The 15675-nt window shown below is 61.8% G+C and carries 25 protein-coding genes; all 25 read right to left on the bottom strand.

What is annotated here, in order from left to right; genetic code table 11:
* Positions 1 to 84 precede the first annotated feature (84 nt).
* The 25 genes from C7441_RS02900 to rplB all read right to left on the bottom strand — a co-directional run bounded on the left by C7441_RS02900 (position 85) and on the right by rplB (position 15669).
* On the bottom strand, positions 85 to 1401 hold the full coding sequence (locus C7441_RS02900) for a replication-associated recombination protein A (RefSeq protein ID WP_109611648.1): 1317 nt from the start codon (positions 1399 to 1401) through the stop codon (positions 85 to 87).
* A gap of 14 nt (positions 1402 to 1415) precedes the next feature.
* On the bottom strand, positions 1416 to 2954 hold the full coding sequence (locus C7441_RS02895; protein WP_109611647.1) for a DegQ family serine endoprotease: 1539 nt from the start codon (positions 2952 to 2954) through the stop codon (positions 1416 to 1418).
* A gap of 284 nt (positions 2955 to 3238) precedes the next feature.
* Complete coding sequence (rplQ, locus tag C7441_RS02890) at positions 3239 to 3670, bottom strand: 50S ribosomal protein L17 (protein WP_019171202.1); 432 nt, start codon at positions 3668 to 3670, stop codon at positions 3239 to 3241.
* A 99-nt stretch (positions 3671 to 3769) separates the two neighbouring features.
* Positions 3770 to 4780 (bottom strand): DNA-directed RNA polymerase subunit alpha, encoded by a 1011-nt coding sequence (locus C7441_RS02885; RefSeq protein WP_109611646.1) that lies wholly within the window; start codon positions 4778 to 4780, stop codon positions 3770 to 3772.
* Between the two features lie 101 nt (positions 4781 to 4881).
* Positions 4882 to 5271, bottom strand: coding sequence for a 30S ribosomal protein S11 (rpsK, locus tag C7441_RS02880; RefSeq protein ID WP_019171204.1), 390 nt, complete (start codon positions 5269 to 5271; stop codon positions 4882 to 4884).
* Between the two features lie 145 nt (positions 5272 to 5416).
* Positions 5417 to 5785 carry a 30S ribosomal protein S13 gene (gene rpsM / locus C7441_RS02875; RefSeq protein WP_109611901.1) on the bottom strand — a complete coding sequence of 123 codons (369 nt, stop codon included), beginning with the start codon at positions 5783 to 5785 and terminating at the stop codon, positions 5417 to 5419.
* Between the two features lie 185 nt (positions 5786 to 5970).
* Positions 5971 to 6567 carry an adenylate kinase gene (locus C7441_RS02870; RefSeq protein WP_109611645.1) on the bottom strand — a complete coding sequence of 199 codons (597 nt, stop codon included), beginning with the start codon at positions 6565 to 6567 and terminating at the stop codon, positions 5971 to 5973.
* A complete protein-coding gene (gene secY, locus C7441_RS02865) occupies positions 6564 to 7904 on the bottom strand; it encodes a preprotein translocase subunit SecY (RefSeq protein ID WP_019171208.1) in 1341 nt (446 codons plus the stop codon). The genes C7441_RS02870 and secY overlap by 4 nt, the downstream gene beginning before the upstream one ends.
* Positions 7905 to 8035: 131 nt before the next feature.
* A complete protein-coding gene (gene rplO / locus C7441_RS02860) occupies positions 8036 to 8512 on the bottom strand; it encodes a 50S ribosomal protein L15 (RefSeq protein WP_109611644.1) in 477 nt (158 codons plus the stop codon).
* A 22-nt stretch (positions 8513 to 8534) separates the two neighbouring features.
* Positions 8535 to 8732: a 50S ribosomal protein L30 gene (gene rpmD / locus C7441_RS02855; protein ID WP_019171210.1), complete on the bottom strand. Its 198-nt coding sequence runs from the start codon at positions 8730 to 8732 to the stop codon at positions 8535 to 8537.
* Positions 8733 to 8755: 23 nt separating this feature from the next.
* Positions 8756 to 9322, bottom strand: a complete 567-nt coding sequence (gene rpsE, locus C7441_RS02850; protein WP_019171211.1) for a 30S ribosomal protein S5 — start codon at positions 9320 to 9322, stop codon at positions 8756 to 8758.
* Between the two features lie 131 nt (positions 9323 to 9453).
* On the bottom strand, positions 9454 to 9810 hold the full coding sequence (gene rplR, locus C7441_RS02845) for a 50S ribosomal protein L18 (protein ID WP_019171212.1): 357 nt from the start codon (positions 9808 to 9810) through the stop codon (positions 9454 to 9456).
* A gap of 81 nt (positions 9811 to 9891) precedes the next feature.
* A complete protein-coding gene (rplF, locus tag C7441_RS02840; RefSeq protein ID WP_109611643.1) occupies positions 9892 to 10425 on the bottom strand; it encodes a 50S ribosomal protein L6 in 534 nt (177 codons plus the stop codon).
* Positions 10426 to 10461: 36 nt separating this feature from the next.
* Positions 10462 to 10860, bottom strand: a complete 399-nt coding sequence (rpsH, locus tag C7441_RS02835; RefSeq protein WP_019171214.1) for a 30S ribosomal protein S8 — start codon at positions 10858 to 10860, stop codon at positions 10462 to 10464.
* 12 nt (positions 10861 to 10872) lie between these two features.
* The gene (rpsN, locus tag C7441_RS02830; protein WP_019171215.1) at positions 10873 to 11178 is read right to left on the bottom strand and encodes a 30S ribosomal protein S14; all 306 of its coding nucleotides are present in this window, start codon (positions 11176 to 11178) and stop codon (positions 10873 to 10875) included.
* A gap of 27 nt (positions 11179 to 11205) precedes the next feature.
* Entirely contained in the window at positions 11206 to 11763 is a 558-nt protein-coding gene (rplE, locus tag C7441_RS02825) for a 50S ribosomal protein L5 (protein WP_019171216.1), read from the bottom strand.
* Entirely contained in the window at positions 11756 to 12070 is a 315-nt protein-coding gene (rplX, locus tag C7441_RS02820; protein ID WP_019171217.1) for a 50S ribosomal protein L24, read from the bottom strand. Before rplX ends, rplE begins: the two co-directional genes overlap by 8 nt.
* 12 nt (positions 12071 to 12082) lie before the next feature.
* Positions 12083 to 12451 carry a 50S ribosomal protein L14 gene (rplN, locus tag C7441_RS02815; protein WP_006205457.1) on the bottom strand — a complete coding sequence of 123 codons (369 nt, stop codon included), beginning with the start codon at positions 12449 to 12451 and terminating at the stop codon, positions 12083 to 12085.
* Between the two features lie 67 nt (positions 12452 to 12518).
* A complete protein-coding gene (rpsQ, locus tag C7441_RS02810; protein WP_019171218.1) occupies positions 12519 to 12764 on the bottom strand; it encodes a 30S ribosomal protein S17 in 246 nt (81 codons plus the stop codon).
* Positions 12765 to 12775: 11 nt separating this feature from the next.
* Positions 12776 to 12976, bottom strand: coding sequence for a 50S ribosomal protein L29 (gene rpmC / locus C7441_RS02805; RefSeq protein WP_019171219.1), 201 nt, complete (start codon positions 12974 to 12976; stop codon positions 12776 to 12778).
* Positions 12977 to 12991: 15 nt separating this feature from the next.
* A complete protein-coding gene (rplP, locus tag C7441_RS02800; protein WP_019171220.1) occupies positions 12992 to 13405 on the bottom strand; it encodes a 50S ribosomal protein L16 in 414 nt (137 codons plus the stop codon).
* Positions 13406 to 13432: 27 nt separating this feature from the next.
* On the bottom strand, positions 13433 to 14149 hold the full coding sequence (gene rpsC, locus C7441_RS02795) for a 30S ribosomal protein S3 (protein ID WP_019171221.1): 717 nt from the start codon (positions 14147 to 14149) through the stop codon (positions 13433 to 13435).
* Positions 14149 to 14538, bottom strand: a complete 390-nt coding sequence (gene rplV, locus C7441_RS02790) for a 50S ribosomal protein L22 (RefSeq protein WP_019171222.1) — start codon at positions 14536 to 14538, stop codon at positions 14149 to 14151. Before rplV ends, rpsC begins: the two co-directional genes overlap by 1 nt.
* A gap of 2 nt (positions 14539 to 14540) precedes the next feature.
* Positions 14541 to 14819, bottom strand: coding sequence for a 30S ribosomal protein S19 (gene rpsS / locus C7441_RS02785; protein ID WP_019171223.1), 279 nt, complete (start codon positions 14817 to 14819; stop codon positions 14541 to 14543).
* Positions 14820 to 14835: 16 nt separating this feature from the next.
* Entirely contained in the window at positions 14836 to 15669 is an 834-nt protein-coding gene (gene rplB, locus C7441_RS02780; protein WP_019171224.1) for a 50S ribosomal protein L2, read from the bottom strand.
* Positions 15670 to 15675: the final 6 nt, after the last annotated feature.

Genomic DNA, 15675 nt, shown 5'->3' with positions numbered 1-15675 from the left:
CGATGTGGCGAATGTTCGCCCTGTTTACGCAATTTGAAGCCTGAATGCCAGCATTCCAGCGGTCACGGCCACCCTTGCGGCTCACTATTTTTCACGCGTCTTTTCGCTGCGCAATTTCGACCAGTAGTCGAGCCGCTTCCGGATTTCGCGTTCAAAGCCGCGTTCGGGCGGATCGTAGAAGGTGCGCCGCCCCATCTTCTCCGGGAAATAGTCCTGCCCGGAGAAAGCTCCCGGCGCGTCGTGGTCATACTCGTAGCCCTCGCCATAGCCTTCTTCCTTCATCAGCCTGGTCGGGGCGTTGAGTATATGGCGTGGCGGCAGCAGCGATCCATGCTCCCTGGCGGCGCGCATGGCGCTCTTGAAGGCGGTATAGACGGCGTTCGACTTCGGTGCGGTGGCGAGATAGACGCAAGCCTGAGCAAAGGCGAGTTCGCCCTCGGGCGAGCCCAGATAGTCGTATGCATCCTTGGCCGCATTGGCGATCACCAGCGCCTGCGGATCGGCAAGGCCGATGTCTTCCACCGCCATGCGCACCAGCCGGCGGCCTATATAGAGCGGATCCTCGCCGGCATCGAACATCCGCGACAAATAGTAGAGCGCGGCATCGGGGTCGGAGCCCCGGACCGACTTGTGGAGCGCCGAAATCAGATTGTAATGGCCGTCCTGACCCTTGTCGTAGATTGGAGCGCGGCGCTGCACGATCCGCAGCAGTCCTTCGGCATCGAAGACCTCTCCCGGTCCGGCGGCGCGCCAAACCTCTTCGGCAAGCGTCAGCGAGGCGCGGCCATCGCCATCGGCCATGCGCACCAGCATCAGGCGTGCGTTTTCATCGAGCGGCAACGGCTTGCCCTCGGCCTCCTCGGCGCGCGCAAGCAGCCTGGCGATGCTTTCTTCATCGAGCGCGTGGAACACCAGCACCCGCGCCCGCGACAGCAGAGCCGCATTCAACTCGAAGGACGGGTTTTCGGTCGTTGCGCCAACAAGGATAACCGTCCCATCCTCCATCACCGGCAGGAAGGAATCGAGCTGGGCGCGGTTGAAACGATGGATTTCGTCCACGAACAGCAAGGTCTGGCGGCCATTGGCGCGGCGCAGGCGGGCAGTCTCGAACACTTTCTTCAGATCGGCGACGCCTGAAAAGATCGCCGAAATCTGTTCGAAGGAAAGCCCCGTCTCTCCGGCCAGAAGCCTGGCGACAGTCGTCTTACCGGTGCCTGGCGGCCCCCAGAAGATCATCGAACCAAGCGAACCCGAGCGGATCATACGCGTCAGCGCGCCGTCCTCGCCGGTCAGATGCTCCTGGCCGACAACCTCGGCAAGATTGGCCGGACGCAGACGGTCGGCCAGGGGACGTCCCGGAGGCGCCTTTTCCGGCTCAGCAGCCCCGAACAGATCGGCCATGGCGTTTCAAGACCTCAATAGCGCAGCATCTGGCGGATCAACTGCCCGTTGCGCTCTACCGTAAAGCGCCACCAGCGTGTCTTCTGCGCGGCAACCTTGTTGAGCTTTTCAGGCGTGTCGATCTTTTCACCATTCACTTCGCGCACGATGTCGCGGGGCAGGAACCCGAATCTTCCGGCAGCGGAGCCCCGCTTGATGTCAACGATGGTCACACCCTTCAGCTCGGAGGGCAAGCCCAGCCTTTGCGCGAGGCGGGGCGAGAGGGCCGCAACCTTGGCGCCTGCAAACGGGCTTTCGCCATCTATGATGATCTCGGCCGGAGAGGCGCCTGCCGGTGGGCGAATGGGGGTGAATTCCACCTGCTTCTCCGCTCCCTGGCTGAGCACCTTGAGCACCGCCTTGGTGTTGATCGACAAGGTGGCCAGCCGATAGCCGAGCGCATCCACATGCTCGATGGCTATGCCGTTCAGCGCCAGCACTACATCGCCGGGCTTGAGACCGGCCCTGGCCGCCGGACCGTCGGGAGCGACCGCCGAAACAAGCGCGCCCAATGGCTGCTGCATGCCGAGCGACTCTGCGATTGCAGGCGTGACGGTCTCGAATGTGGCGCCGATGAAGGGCCGCTCGAAATAGTCCCTGCCCTGCTTGGCCGAGTCCACCACGGCGCGAACCATGTTCGCCGGGATTGCGAAGCCGATGCCAATGGAGCCGCCGCTGCGGCTGAAGATGGCCGTGTTGATGCCGACCAACTGACCGGTCATGTTGATGAGCGCGCCGCCGGAATTACCCGGATTGATGGCTGCATCCGTCTGGATGAAGAAACCGAAATCCGACACGCCGATATGGCTGCGCGCCAATGCCGACACGATGCCGCTGGTGGTGGTCTGGCCGACACCGAAGGGATTGCCGATCGCCAGCACCAGATCGCCCACTTCAAGCGCGTCGGAATCGCCCACCGGCACCACCGGGAACGGCTTGTCGCCGTCGATCTTCAACACGGCGAGATCGAGCGAATCGTCTTTCAGCAAAACCCTGGAAGGGTATTCGCGGCCATCAGAGGTCGCGACCTTCACCTCGTCGGCATCGCGGATGACATGGTAGTTGGTGACGACGATGCCGCTGGGATCGACCAGCACGCCAGAGCCGAGCGAGGACTGGATACGCTGCTGCGTCTGGCCGCCGAACTGCCTGCCGAAGAACTGCTCGAAGAAAGGATCGCCCGCGAAAGGAGAGCGCACCTGCACCTGCTGCGAGGCATAGACGTTCACCACGGCGGGCGCGGTGTCCTTCACCAGCGGCGCGAAAGAAAGCTGAAGCTCGGCATTGCCGAGCGGCAGGCGCCGTCCCTGCGGCGCCGGCGGCGGAAGCGGCTGTTGCCCCTTGCCCAGCAGGTCCGACAATACCTCCTTGAGGCCGCGATCCTCCTGAGGAGCGGGCTCATCCGTGGTTTTGACGGGAGGCTGCGCGTCCTCGGCCCAGCCGGGTGCGGCCCACAACGGCACGGCCGCGAACCAGATGGCGGTCAGAACAACGGACAGCTTTTTCGCAACCATGCGAATCCTCCAATACGAGCGCGCGTCATTGTCACGACGATTGTGCAAAATGAAAGGCTGTAAGGGTTAAATTGCGGCGTGGCGGCCGGACAAAGACGCCTGACGGCTTCCGTCGCGGCTGCTTTCGGCGGATCGGCCGGATCAGAGTTTGAGCATGATCCTATTCCGAAAACCGGGAACCGGTTTTCGTTGGCGGTCCTCCGGTTCGGGATCACGCGCCAGGCCGCAAAATGCAAAAAGGGGCCGCGAGGCCCCCTTCCGCAATTCGTTGGAAACGAAACCGATCAGGCAGCTTCGGTTTCCGCGCTGGCCTCTTCAGCCGCCGTGCGGGCGTGGTCGCCAGCACCCTTGGCGGCAGTGTCGCGCTCGACGAACTCGATCACGGCCATTGGGGCGTTGTCGCCGTGACGGTAGCCCGCCTTCATGATGCGCAGATAGCCGCCGTTGCGGGTGGCGTAGCGCGGCGCGATAGTGTCGAACAGGCGCTTGACGACCGACTCGTTGCCGATCTGGGCGATGACCTGACGGCGAGCGTGCAGATCGCCGCGCTTGCCCAGCGTGACGAGCTTCTCGACGATCGGACGCAGGTCCTTCGCCTTCGGCAGGGTGGTGGTGATCTGCTCGTGCTCGATCAGCGAGACGGCCAGATTGGCAAACATTGCCTTGCGGTGGCTGGAACTGCGGCCCAGCCGGCGGCCGGCGAATCCGTGGCGCATGGCTTACTCCTTCAATTTTCGTTCAAGAGGCCTTCGCCTCGATTTCTTGGGAGCATGGCCCGCTCCGAAACCTTTTCAAGCCTCGGAGCAGGATCAGGCTCAATACTGGTCTTCGTAACGCTTGGCGAGATCTTCGATGTTCTCGGGCGGCCAATCGGCCACTTCCATGCCAAGATGGAGACCCATCGCGGCCAGAACTTTCTTGATCTCATTCAGCGACTTGCGGCCGAAGTTGGGAGTGCGCAGCATCTCCGCCTCGGTCTTCTGGATCAGGTCGCCGATATAGACGATGTTGTCGTTCTTCAGGCAGTTGGCCGAACGCACCGAAAGCTCGAGCTCGTCAACCTTCTTGAGCAGCGCCGGGTTGAACGCCAGCTCGGTGACCTGCTCTGCGGCAGCTTCCTTCTGCGGCTCTTCGAAGTTGACGAAGAGGCCGAGCTGATCCTGCAGGATGCGCGCCGCAAAAGCGACGGCGTCCTCGCCCGACACCGAGCCATTGGTCTCGATGGTCATGGTCAGCTTGTCCTTGTCGAGTTCCTCGCCGTGGCGGGTGTTCTCGACCTTGTAGGACACTTTCTTGACCGGCGAATACAGGCTGTCGACCGGGATCAGGCCGATCGGCGCGTCTTCGGCGCGGTTGCGGTCGGCCGGGACATAGCCCTTGCCGGTATCGACGGTGAATTCCATGCGGATTTCCGCACCTTCGTCCAGCGTGCAGATCACGTGGTCGGGGTTGAGGATCTCGACATCACCCACCGTCTGGATGTCGCCGGCCAGCACGGCGCCAGGGCCCTGCTTGCGAACGACCATGCGCTTGGGACCGTCGCCTTCCATGCGGATGGCGATTTCCTTGATGTTCAGCACGATGTCGGTGACGTCTTCGCGCACACCGCCAATCGAGGAGAATTCATGCAGGACGCCATCGATCTGCACGGCGGTGACAGCCGCGCCGCGCAGCGAAGAAAGCAGCACGCGACGCAGCGCGTTGCCGAGCGTCAGGCCAAAGCCACGCTCAAGCGGCTCGGCGACCAGTGTGGTCAGCGTCTTACCCTTGGACGAGAACTCGATCTTGTTGGGCTTGATCAGTTCCTGCCAGTTTTTCTGGATCATCTTATCTTCCTTCCGGTTCCCTGCACCATCCAATCGTGACAGGCGATCTGGAAAAACCGCATGAACGTGGAATTACGCCCATGCGGCAGCAAAATAACTGGTTAGACGCGGCGCTTCTTGCGCGGGCGGCAGCCATTGTGCGGGATCGGCGTCACGTCGCGGATCGACGTGATGGTGAACCCGCCGGCCTGCAGGGCGCGCAGCGCCGATTCACGACCCGAACCGGGGCCGCAAACCTCGACCTCGAGGGTGCGCATTCCGTGTTCCTGCGCCTTCTTGCCAGCGTCTTCAGCCGCCATCTGGGCAGCGAACGGGGTCGACTTGCGCGAACCCTTGAAGCCCTGAGCGCCAGCCGACGACCAGGCAATGGTGTTGCCCTGCGCATCGGTGATGGTGATCATGGTGTTGTTGAAGGTGGAATTGACGTGGGCGACGCCCGACGAAATATTCTTACGTTCGCGACGGCGAATACGTGCGGCTTCCTTGGCCATTTCAGTCCTTTCAAATGATCTCTACGCCGCCGTAATGCCAGCGGCTACACCTTGAAGTGAATGGTGACTGGTAAAACGGTGAATGGAAGGAACAAGGCGCTGGGCCGGCCTGCCATTCACTATTCACCACGAACCATTCACCCAATTACTTCTTCTTGCCGGCGATTGCCTTGGCCGGGCCCTTGCGGGTGCGCGCATTGGTGTGCGTGCGCTGGCCGCGAACCGGCAGCGAGCGGCGATGACGCAGGCCGCGGTAGCAGCCGAGGTCCATCAGACGCTTGATGTTCATCGAAACTTCGCGACGCAGATCGCCTTCGACCTGATAGTCGCGGTCGATGGTCTCGCGGATCGCGAGAACTTCAGCGTCGGTAAGCTGATTGACGCGGCGTTCGGCCGGGATACCCACCTTCTCGACGATCTCGGAAGAGAACTTCGGGCCGATGCCGTGGATATACTGAAGCGCAATGACAACGCGCTTGTTGGTCGGGATATTGACGCCAGCTATACGGGCCATCTTCTTCTCCATGTAAGGCCGGCATTTCGCCGGCGGCTGCGTTTGCCCGCGTCCGGTGGAGGCCGGCCCCTGCGGGTGTTCCTTGTTCAATGCGACTGACTTGCCCTCATGGGACAGCATAGCTCGCGTCTGACTGGGAGACGCGCCGCTATAATCCACAAGAACAAATCCGTCAACCGCCCACGTTACTTGACGCGGGCAGCCTCTGCGAGAACGTTTTCGATCTCGGCCGTCACGACATCCATGTCGGCCATGCCGTCGATGGTCTTCAACTCGCCCGTTCCGGCATAATAAGCCGAAAGCGGCGCGGTCTTCTCGCGATATTCGTCCAGCCGCTTCTTGAACGATTCCGGATTGTCGTCGGCACGGACCTGACCGCCGGCGGCGATGGTCTCGGCCACCCGCTTCTCCATGCGCTTCAGCAGGGCCGATTCGTCGACCTTCAGCTCGATCACCGCATCGAGCCTCTGTCCCTTGCCGGCCAGGATGCCCGTCAGGGCTTCGGCCTGGGGCACGGTGCGCGGATAGCCGTCGAGAATGAAACCGTTGCGGCAATCCGGCTCGTCGACGCGCTCCGACACGATCTGGTTGACGATCTCGTCGGAAACGAGTTGCCCCGCATCCATCACCGCCTTGGCGCGCTTGCCAACCTCGGTTCCGGCCTTGACGGCGGCGCGAAGCATGTCGCCGGTGGAAAGCTGCGGAATGCCGTGACGTTCAACCAGACGCTGTGCCTGCGTGCCCTTCCCCGCGCCCGGCGGCCCAAGCAGTATCAGTCTCATCTTCCCCTCTTCCCCCCGCGGAGCTTCGACTTCTTGATAAGCCCCTCATACTGGTGGGCAATCAGATGTCCCTGAATCTGCGCAACCGTGTCAAGCGTCACGCTGACGACGATGAGCAGCGACGTACCACCGAGGTAGAACGGAACGCCCGTCGCCGAAATCAGAAATTCAGGCAGGAGGCAGACGACGACAAGATAGATCGCGCCAACAACCGTGATGCGGGTCAAAACATAGTCAATATATTCAGCGGTGCGCTCACCCGGCCGGTAGCCCGGAATGAAGCCGGAATGCTTCTTGAGCTGATCGGCCGTCTCCTTCGGATTGAAGACGATCGCAGTGTAGAAGAACGTGAAGAACACGATCATCGCGGCATAGAACAGCATATAGAGCGGCTGGCCATGGCCGAGCGCGGTCAGAATGCTGCTTGCCCAGCCCGGCATCGACTGCGTGTTGGAAAAACCGGCGACCGTTGCCGGCAGCAGCAGCAGCGACGAGGCGAAGATCGGCGGAATGACGCCCGACGTGTTGAGCTTGAGCGGCAGGTGCGACGTGTCACCCTGGAACATGCGGTTGCCGACCTGGCGCTTCGGATACTGGATCAGGAGACGCCGCTGGGCGCGCTCGAAGAACACGATCGCGGCGATAACCACGATGGCCAGCACGATGATGCCGACGATCAGCCCGGTGGAAAGCGCGCCGGTACGGCCCAGTTCCAGAGTGCCGCCGATAGCCGACGGGAGGCCGGCCACAATGCCGGCAAAGATGATGAGCGAGATGCCGTTGCCGATGCCGCGTGCGGTGATCTGCTCGCCCAGCCACATCAGGAACATGGTCCCGCCGACCAACGTGATGACCGTGGAGGCACGGAAGAACCAGCCCGGATCGGTGACGATGCCATTTCCGCTCTCAAGCCCGACAGAAATGCCATAGGCCTGGACGAGCGCGAGAAGCACCGTGCCGTAACGCGTATACTGGTTGATGATCTTGCGGCCCTGCTCGCCTTCCTTTTTCAGCGCTTCAAGCGACGGGATAACCGACGTCATGAGCTGCATGATGATGGAGGCGGAAATGTACGGCATGATGCCGAGGGCAAAAATCGCCATGCGCCCGACAGCGCCGCCGGCGAACATGTTGAACATGCCCAGAACGCCGCCCGCCTGTTGGGTGAAGGCCTGCGCAAAAGCCTCCGGATTGATACCAGGAAGCGGAATATAGGTGCCGAGCCGGTAAACGAGCAGCGCGCCGAGGGTAAACCAGATTCTCTTCTTGAGATCCTCGGCCTTGGCGAAGGCTGCGAAATTCAGGTTGGATGCAAGTTGCTCAGCAGCCGAAGCCATGCAAAATTCTCCGCTTGGTCACGTTCGAAAGCCCGCACGAGGCGGGCACGTGTCGACGAAGCCTCGAAATAGGCTTCGGGCGGTAAAGATGCAAGCGGCCGCCCGAAGGAGCGGCCGCCTGATCCGGGATATTATTCGGCGGACGCCTTTGCCTCTGGCAGCTTCACCGAGCCGCCGGCCTTTTCCACCTTCTCCAGCGCCGCCTTGGAGGCGCCGGCGATGTCGAAGGCAACCTTGGCCTTCAGCTCACCGTCGCTCAGCAGGCGAACGCCGTCCTTGGCGCGGCGAATCACGCCGGCCTTGACGAGCACTTCAGCCGTCACCGTTTCCTTGGCGTCGAGCTTCTTGGCATCGATCGCAGCCTGGATGCGGCCCAGCGACACCGTCACGAAATCCTTCGCGAAGATGTTGTTGAAGCCACGCTTCGGCAGGCGACGATAGAGCGGCATCTGGCCGCCCTCGAAGCCGTTGATCGAGACGCCCGAGCGGGACTTCTGGCCCTTGACGCCGCGACCGCCGGTCTTGCCCGAGCCGGAGCCGATGCCACGGCCGACGCGCTTCCTGGAGTGGGTCGCGCCTTCGTTGTCACGCAGTTCGTTGAGTTTCATCGTTCTTCTCCTGCGCTGCGGCTCACTTCTCGTCCACAACGCGGACGAGGTGCGACACGGCAGCAATCATGCCGCGCACAGCCGGGGTGTCTTCAAGCGTACGGCGACGATGCATCTTGTTGAGGCCGAGGCCAATGAGCGTCGCGCGCTGTTCCTGCGGGCGGCGGATCGGGCTGCCGATCTGCTCGACCGTGATCGTCTTGGTAGCATTCTTTGCCATGGTCGTGTTCCTTCCCGTCCGACTTATTCGTCGGTCGCGACGGCGGCGCCGCGACGAGCCTGAAGGGCCGAGTACTTGATGCCGCGCTGGGCAGCGACGTCCTTCGGGTGCAACTGGCGCTGCAGCGCGTCGAAGGTGGCGCGCACCATGTTGTAGGGGTTCGACGAACCCATCGACTTGGCGACGACGTCCTGCATGCCGAGGGTCTCGAACACGGCGCGCATCGGGCCACCGGCGATGATACCGGTACCGGCCTTTGCCGTACGCAGCAGCACGCGGCCAGCGCCGTGACGGCCTTCCACGTCGTGATGCAGAGTGCGACCCGAACGCAGCGGCACGAAAATCATGTCGCGCTTGGCAGCTTCGGTAGCCTTGCGGATGGCTTCCGGCACTTCACGCGCCTTGCCATGACCGAAGCCGACGCGGCCCTTCTGGTCGCCGACGACGACGAGCGCGGCGAAGCCGAAGCGGCGGCCACCCTTGACGACCTTGGCGACGCGATTGATATGAACGAGCTTATCGACGAACTCGCTTTCGCGCTCTTCCCGGTCACGGCGATCACGACCGCCATCCCTACGTTCTTGTGCCATTTTCCTGATCCTTATTCTTTTCCGGAAGCACGGTGGTTAAAACTTGAAATCCGGCGTCTATATCGTCGCCGGACTAATTTCAACTAGCGATCGTGCGACGAGGCGCCACGCGCCTCGTCCCGACCAGTATCTTAGAAGCTGAGGCCGGCTTCGCGAGCAGCCTCGGCCAGAGCCTTCACGCGGCCGTGGTAGATGTAGGCTCCACGATCGAAGACCACTTCCTTGACGCCTGCCTTGAGCGCGCGCTCGGCAACCAGTTTGCCAACGGCGGCAGCGGCAGCCGTATCGGCACCGGTCTTCAAATCCTTGAGGTCCTTTTCGAGGGTCGAAGCAGCGGCAACGGTATGCCCCTTCGAATCATCGATGAGCTGGGCATAGATGTGCTTCGACGAGCGATGAACCGAAAGACGCAGGCGGTCGCCGGAGACCTTCTTGATCTGACGACGGACGCGCGCGGCGCGGCGCTGGGTGGATTCCTTGGAAGCCATAATGTCTTTTCCTTGCCTTCTGAAACGGGCACGGCCATGTGCGGTAGGCGAAAACCGCCTCCCGCGACCGAGCACCGCGGCTTACTTCTTCTTGCCTTCTTTGCGGACGATCGTCTCGCCGGCATACTTGACGCCCTTGCCCTTGTAGGGCTCGGGGCCACGGTACTTGCGGATTTCCGCGGCGACCTGACCGACCACCTGCTTGTCGATGCCCGACACGACGATTTCGGTCGGCTTCGGCACAGTGAGGGTGATGCCTTCCGGCGCCTGATAGACCACGTCGTGGCTGAAGCCGAGCGCGAGCTGCAGGTTCTTGCCCTGCAGAGCGGCACGATAACCGACGCCGTTGATCTCGAGACGCTTCTCGAAGCCATCCTTCACACCGGTGAGGATGTTGGAAATCTGGGTCCGCGACATGCCCCACTTCGAGCGCGCTTCCTTCGATTGGTCGCGCGGCTGAACGGCGATCTCGCCGTTCTCGAGCGCCACGAGCACCTCGTCGTTGACCACGAACTGGAGTTCGCCCTTCGGACCCTTGGCCGTGACGGTCTGACCATTGACGGTCGCGGTCACGCCAGCAGGCACCTGCACGGGCTTCTTACCAATACGAGACATGTTCTTGTCCTCGTTCTTTCTGTTATAACCGCCCGATCAGAATACCTGGCAGAGGATTTCCCCGCCGACGTTCTGTTCGCGCGCTTCATGGTCCGCCATGACGCCCTTGGGCGTCGAGAGGATTGCGATGCCGAGGCCATTGGCCACATGCGGGATCGACTTGACCGACACGTAGACGCGGCGGCCAGGCTTCGACACACGCGAAATCTCGCGGATGACCGGAGCGCCGTCGAAATACTTCAGCTCGATCTCGAGTTCCGACTTGCCGTTACCGAAATCGACCTGGCTGTAGTCACGGATATAGCCTTCCGCCTTCAGCACGTCCAGAACGCGGGCACGCAGACGCGAGGCCGGCGTGGAGACCTTGGTCTTCTTGCGGCCGTAAGCGTTGCGGATGCGGGTCAGCATATCGCCGAGAGGATCACTAAGAGACATATCGTGTGCTCCTTACCAGCTCGACTTGACCAGACCGGGCACTGCGCCCAGCGAGCCGAGTTCGCGCAGTGCAATGCGCGACATCTTCAGTTTGCGATAATAGGCGCGCGGACGGCCGGTAACTTCGCAACGATTGCGGATACGAATCTTCGCCGAGTTGCGCGGCAGGGCCGAGAGCTTCAACTGAGCGCGGAAACGCTCTTCGATCGGGAGGCTCTTGTCCATGACGATCGCCTTGAGTGCCTGACGCTTGGCAGCGTACTGGTCCACAAGCTTGCGGCGCCTGTTGTTCTTCTCAACTGAGCTGGTCTTTGCCATTTCAGATAAATCCTTTTCTCGCTGCCGTTACTGCCGGAAGGGGAAGTTGAAGGCCTTGAGCAGTGCCCTGGCCTCGTCGTCCGTCTTGGCAGTCGTACAAACGATGATGTCCATGCCCCAGATCTGGTCGACCTTGTCGTAGTTGATCTCGGGGAACACGATGTGCTCCTTGATGCCCATGGCGAAGTTGCCGCGGCCATCGAAGCTTTTGGGGTTCAGGCCACGGAAGTCGCGAACGCGCGGCAGCGCGATCGTGATCAGGCGGTCGAGGAACTCGTACATGCGTTCCTTGCGCAGCGTGACCTTCGCACCCAGCGGCATCTTCTCGCGGACCTTGAAGCCGGCGATCGAATTGCGCGCATAAGTGATGACCGGCTTCTGGCCGGCGATCATCGCCAGGTCAGCAGCAGCAACCGACGGCTTCTTGGAATCGGCGGTGGCTTCGCCGACGCCCATGTTCAGAACGATCTTCTCGATGCGCGGAATCTGCATCTCGTTGTCGTACTTGAACTGCTCGAGCATCGCCTTGCGGATGGTCTCGTCATAGACCTTGCGCAGACGGGGCTGATATTCTGCCTTAGCCATTGATCACTTCTCCCGAGCGCTTCGCGAACCGCACCTTGGTGCCGTCCTCCTGGGTGCGGAAACCGACGCGGGTCGGCTTGCCGTCCTTGGGGTCGGTCAGCGCGAGGTTCGACAAATGGATCGGCGCTTCCTTGCTGATGATCCCGCCCTCTTGGGACTGGGTCTGTTTCTGGTGACGGCGAACCATGTTCACGCCGCGCACGATGGCCTTGTCGTCCTTGGGCATAACCCGGAGCACTTCGCCCGAGCGGCCCTTGTCCTTGCCGGCCAGGACGACAACGTTGTCGCCTTTGCGAATCTTCTGCATTTTTCCGGCTCCTTACAGCACTTCTGGCGCGAGCGAGATGATCTTCATGTGGTTCTTGGCGCGAAGCTCACGCGGAACCGGTCCGAAGATACGGGTGCCGATCGGCTCTTTCTTATTGTCGACGAGAACGGCTGCGTTCTTGTCGAAACGGATCACGCTGCCGTCCGGGCGGCGGATGTCCTTGGCCGTGCGAACCACGACCGCCTTCATCACATCGCCCTTCTTAACGCGGCCGCGCGGAATGGCTTCCTTGATCGACACCACGATGATGTCGCCAACGGAGGCGTACTTCCGCTTCGAGCCGCCCAGCACCTTGATGCACATGACACGACGGGCGCCGGAATTGTCCGCGACGTCGAGGTTTGTTTGCATCTGAATCATGACTGGCCGCCTTCTTTATTCATGGGTAGTGGCTGCAGCGCCCTACCCGGCTTGTCCAAAAATTTCGTTACTGCGACGCCTGGGCGTCGGTAATTACGACCCAGCGCTTGTCCTTGGAAATCGGAGCCGATTCCTGGATGAACACCTGATCGCCAACCTTGTGGGCGTTGTTCTCGTCGTGCGCCTTGTACTTCTTCGACATACGCACGACCTTCTTCATCACCGGATGCGTGAAGCGACGCTCGACCTTCACGACAACGGTCTTGTCGTTCTTGTCGCTGACGACGGTGCCCTGCAGAATGCGCTTTGGCATGTTCTTCGTCCTTAAGCCTTCTTGCCGGCCGATTTCTCGGCGGCGATGGTCTTGATGCGCGCGATGTCCTTGCGGACCTGCTTCACGCGGGCTGTCTTCTCGAGCTGACCGGTTGCCTTCTGGAAGCGCAGATTGAACTGCTCCTTCTTCAGAGAGGCCAGGTCGTCGTTAAGCTGGTCGACGGTCTTAGACCGGATTTCTGCGGCTTTCATGACTCGTCACCTTCCTTATTCAGCGATGCGCTGCACGAAGCGCGTCTTCACCGAGAGCTTGGCGGCACCCAGGCGAAGGGCCTCGCGAGCCACATCTTCCGGAACGCCGTCGATCTCGAACATCACACGGCCCGGCTTAACGCGGCAGGCCCAGTAGTCAACCGAACCCTTGCCCTTACCCATACGGACTTCGGTCGGCTTCGAGGTGACCGGGACGTCCGGGAAAATACGGATCCACACGCGACCCTGACGCTTCATTTCACGCGTGATCGCGCGGCGGGCCGCCTCGATCTCGCGGGCGGTAACCCGGTTCGGCTCCAGCGCCTTCAGGCCAAAGCCACCAAAATCCAGGTTTGTACCGCCCTTGGCGGCTCCGTGGATACGGCCCTTGAACTGCTTCCGGAACTTTGTGCGCTTTGGCTGCAGCATCGTTCTTACTCCAAAATTCTATGCTTCTCAGGCGTTCTCACGACGACGAGGACCGCGCTCGCCAGCCGGCTGATGATCGCCTTCCGTCGCACGGCGTTCCGAGGCCATCGGATCGTGCTCAAGGATCTCGCCCTTGAACACCCAGACCTTCACGCCGCAAATGCCGTAGGCGGTCTGCGCTTCGGCCGTGCCGTAATCGACATCGGCGCGCAGCGTGTGCAGCGGCACGCGACCTTCGCGGTACCATTCCATACGCGCGATTTCCGCACCGCCCAGACGACCGCCGCAATTGATGCGGATGCCTTCGGCGCCGAGACGCATGGCCGACTGAACCGCGCGCTTCATGGCGCGACGGAAAGCGATGCGGCGCTCGAGCTGCTGGGCGATCGACTGCGCGATCAGCGTGGCATCGGTCTCGGGCTTGCGGACCTCGACGATGTTGAGGTGCGTTTCCGCATTGGTCATCTCGGTCAGCTTCTTGCGCAGCTTCTCGATGTCAGCGCCCTTCTTGCCGATGATCAGGCCGGGACGGGCAGCATGGATCGTGATGCGGCACTTCTTGTGCGGACGCTCGATCACCACCTTCGAGATGGCAGCCTGCTTCAGCTCCTTCTCGATGTACTTGCGGATCTTCAGGTCTTCGTGCAGCAGCTTGCCATACTCGCCGGTGTTCGCGTACCAGCGCGAATCCCAGGTGCGGTTGATGCCGAGGCGCAGACCGATCGGATTGATTTTCTGACCCATCAGGCGGCCTCCCCTTTCTCTTCAACTTCACGAACGACGATCGTGAGATGCGAAAACGGCTTTTCGATACGGCTGGCGCGACCGCGGCCACGGGCGTGGAAACGCTTCATGACGATCGACTTGCCGACATAGGCCTCAGCCACCACGAGGGCATCGACATCCAGGTCGTGATTGTTTTCGGCGTTCGCAATAGCCGATTCGAGCGTCTTCTTGACCGTGCCGGCGATGCGCTTGCGCGAAAATTCCAGATCCGACAGCGCGGTACCGACCTTCTTGCCACGGATCAGCGCGGCAACCAGGTTCAGCTTCTGCGGGCTGACGCGGATCGTGCGCAGTACGGCGCGCGCCTCGTTGTCAGCAAGCCTGCGCGGAGCTTTGGCCTTGCCCATTGTTACTTCCTCTTCGCCTTCTTGTCCGCGCCGTGACCGTAGTAGGTCCGCGTCGGAGCGAATTCACCGAATTTGTGGCCAACCATGTCTTCGGACACGGAGACCGGGATATGCTTCTGGCCGTTGTAGACGCCAAAGGTGAGACCGACGAACTGCGGCAGAACGGTGGAGCGACGGCTCCACGTCTTGATCACTTCGCTGCGGCCACCTTCACGCACCTTCTCGGCTTTCTTGAGCAGAAAGCCGTCGACGAACGGGCCTTTCCAAACTGAACGGGTCACGTCAGACTACCTCTCTTTAGCTCTTGCGCTGATGGCGCGAGCGAACGATGAACTTATCGGTCGCCTTGTTGGACCGCGTCCTCTTGCCCTTGGTCGGCTTGCCCCACGGGGTAACCGGATGACGGCCACCCGAGGTGCGGCCTTCACCACCACCGTGCGGGTGGTCGACCGGGTTCATGGTCACGCCGCGATTGTGCGGGCGCTTGCCGCGCCAGGTGGTGCGACCGGCCTTGCCATCGTTGATGTTGGCGTGTTCGGGGTTGGACACCGCGCCGATGGTGGCGAAGCAGGAACCGTGAACGATGCGCTGTTCGCCCGAGTTCAGGCGCAGGATCGCCATGCCCTGGTCGCGGCCGACGAGCTGGGCGTAAGCACCAGCCGAACGGGCGACCTGGCCGCCTTTGCCGGGCTTCAGCTCGATGTTGTGCACGATCGTGCCGACCGGCATGGCCGACAGCGGCATCGCGTTGCCCGGCTTCACGTCGGCGCTCTCGCTGGCGACGACCTTGTCGCCGGCCTGCAGGCGCTGCGGAGCCAGGATGTAGCTGAGCTCGCCGTCCTCGTACTTCACCAGGGCGATGAAGGCGGTGCGGTTCGGATCGTATTCCAGACGCTCGACCGTGCCGGTGACATCAAGCTTGCGACGCTTGAAGTCGATGATGCGGTACGAACGCTTGTGGCCACCACCGATGAAACGGGCGGTGATGCGACCGTAGTTGTTGCGGCCGCCCGACTTGCTCAGACCTTCGGTCAGGCCCTTCACCGGCTTGCCCTTGTAGAGGCCCGAGCGGTCGACGATGACCAGCTGACGTGTGCCGGGGGTTACCGGCTTGTATTTCTTAAGTGCCATTGTCCT

Source organism: Pseudaminobacter salicylatoxidans, assembly GCF_003148475.1.
Classification (GTDB): domain Bacteria; phylum Pseudomonadota; class Alphaproteobacteria; order Rhizobiales; family Rhizobiaceae; genus Pseudaminobacter; species Pseudaminobacter salicylatoxidans.
The sequence above is the reverse complement of the archived record's forward strand: the minus strand, read 5'-3'. Positions and strand labels throughout refer to the sequence as shown.

Bases quoted from the DNA above. Each gene is read 5' to 3' on its own strand.
- C7441_RS02900 (WP_109611648.1), bottom strand. From the start codon at position 1,401: ATGGCCGATCTGTTCGGGGCTGCTGAGCCGGAAAAGGCGCCTCCGGGA.
- C7441_RS02895 (WP_109611647.1), bottom strand. From the start codon at position 2,954: ATGGTTGCGAAAAAGCTGTCCGTTGTTCTGACCGCCATCTGGTTCGCG.
- rplQ (WP_019171202.1), bottom strand. From the start codon at position 3,670: ATGCGCCACGGATTCGCCGGCCGCCGGCTGGGCCGCAGTTCCAGCCAC.
- C7441_RS02885 (WP_109611646.1), bottom strand. From the start codon at position 4,780: ATGATCCAGAAAAACTGGCAGGAACTGATCAAGCCCAACAAGATCGAG.
- rpsK (WP_019171204.1), bottom strand. From the start codon at position 5,271: ATGGCCAAGGAAGCCGCACGTATTCGCCGTCGCGAACGTAAGAATATT.
- rpsM (WP_109611901.1), bottom strand. From the start codon at position 5,785: ATGGCCCGTATAGCTGGCGTCAATATCCCGACCAACAAGCGCGTTGTC.
- C7441_RS02870 (WP_109611645.1), bottom strand. From the start codon at position 6,567: ATGAGACTGATACTGCTTGGGCCGCCGGGCGCGGGGAAGGGCACGCAG.
- secY (WP_019171208.1), bottom strand. From the start codon at position 7,904: ATGGCTTCGGCTGCTGAGCAACTTGCATCCAACCTGAATTTCGCAGCC.
- rplO (WP_109611644.1), bottom strand. From the start codon at position 8,512: ATGAAACTCAACGAACTGCGTGACAACGAAGGCGCGACCCACTCCAGG.
- rpmD (WP_019171210.1), bottom strand. From the start codon at position 8,732: ATGGCAAAGAATGCTACCAAGACGATCACGGTCGAGCAGATCGGCAGC.
- rpsE (WP_019171211.1), bottom strand. From the start codon at position 9,322: ATGGCACAAGAACGTAGGGATGGCGGTCGTGATCGCCGTGACCGGGAA.
- rplR (WP_019171212.1), bottom strand. From the start codon at position 9,810: ATGGCTTCCAAGGAATCCACCCAGCGCCGCGCCGCGCGCGTCCGTCGT.
- rplF (WP_109611643.1), bottom strand. From the start codon at position 10,425: ATGTCTCGTATTGGTAAGAAGCCCGTGCAGGTGCCTGCTGGCGTGACC.
- rpsH (WP_019171214.1), bottom strand. From the start codon at position 10,860: ATGTCTCTTAGTGATCCTCTCGGCGATATGCTGACCCGCATCCGCAAC.
- rpsN (WP_019171215.1), bottom strand. From the start codon at position 11,178: ATGGCAAAGACCAGCTCAGTTGAGAAGAACAACAGGCGCCGCAAGCTT.
- rplE (WP_019171216.1), bottom strand. From the start codon at position 11,763: ATGGCTAAGGCAGAATATCAGCCCCGTCTGCGCAAGGTCTATGACGAG.
- rplX (WP_019171217.1), bottom strand. From the start codon at position 12,070: ATGCAGAAGATTCGCAAAGGCGACAACGTTGTCGTCCTGGCCGGCAAG.
- rplN (WP_006205457.1), bottom strand. From the start codon at position 12,451: ATGATTCAGATGCAAACAAACCTCGACGTCGCGGACAATTCCGGCGCC.
- rpsQ (WP_019171218.1), bottom strand. From the start codon at position 12,764: ATGCCAAAGCGCATTCTGCAGGGCACCGTCGTCAGCGACAAGAACGAC.
- rpmC (WP_019171219.1), bottom strand. From the start codon at position 12,976: ATGAAAGCCGCAGAAATCCGGTCTAAGACCGTCGACCAGCTTAACGAC.
- rplP (WP_019171220.1), bottom strand. From the start codon at position 13,405: ATGCTGCAGCCAAAGCGCACAAAGTTCCGGAAGCAGTTCAAGGGCCGT.
- rpsC (WP_019171221.1), bottom strand. From the start codon at position 14,149: ATGGGTCAGAAAATCAATCCGATCGGTCTGCGCCTCGGCATCAACCGC.
- rplV (WP_019171222.1), bottom strand. From the start codon at position 14,538: ATGGGCAAGGCCAAAGCTCCGCGCAGGCTTGCTGACAACGAGGCGCGC.
- rplB (WP_019171224.1), bottom strand. From the start codon at position 15,669: ATGGCACTTAAGAAATACAAGCCGGTAACCCCCGGCACACGTCAGCTG.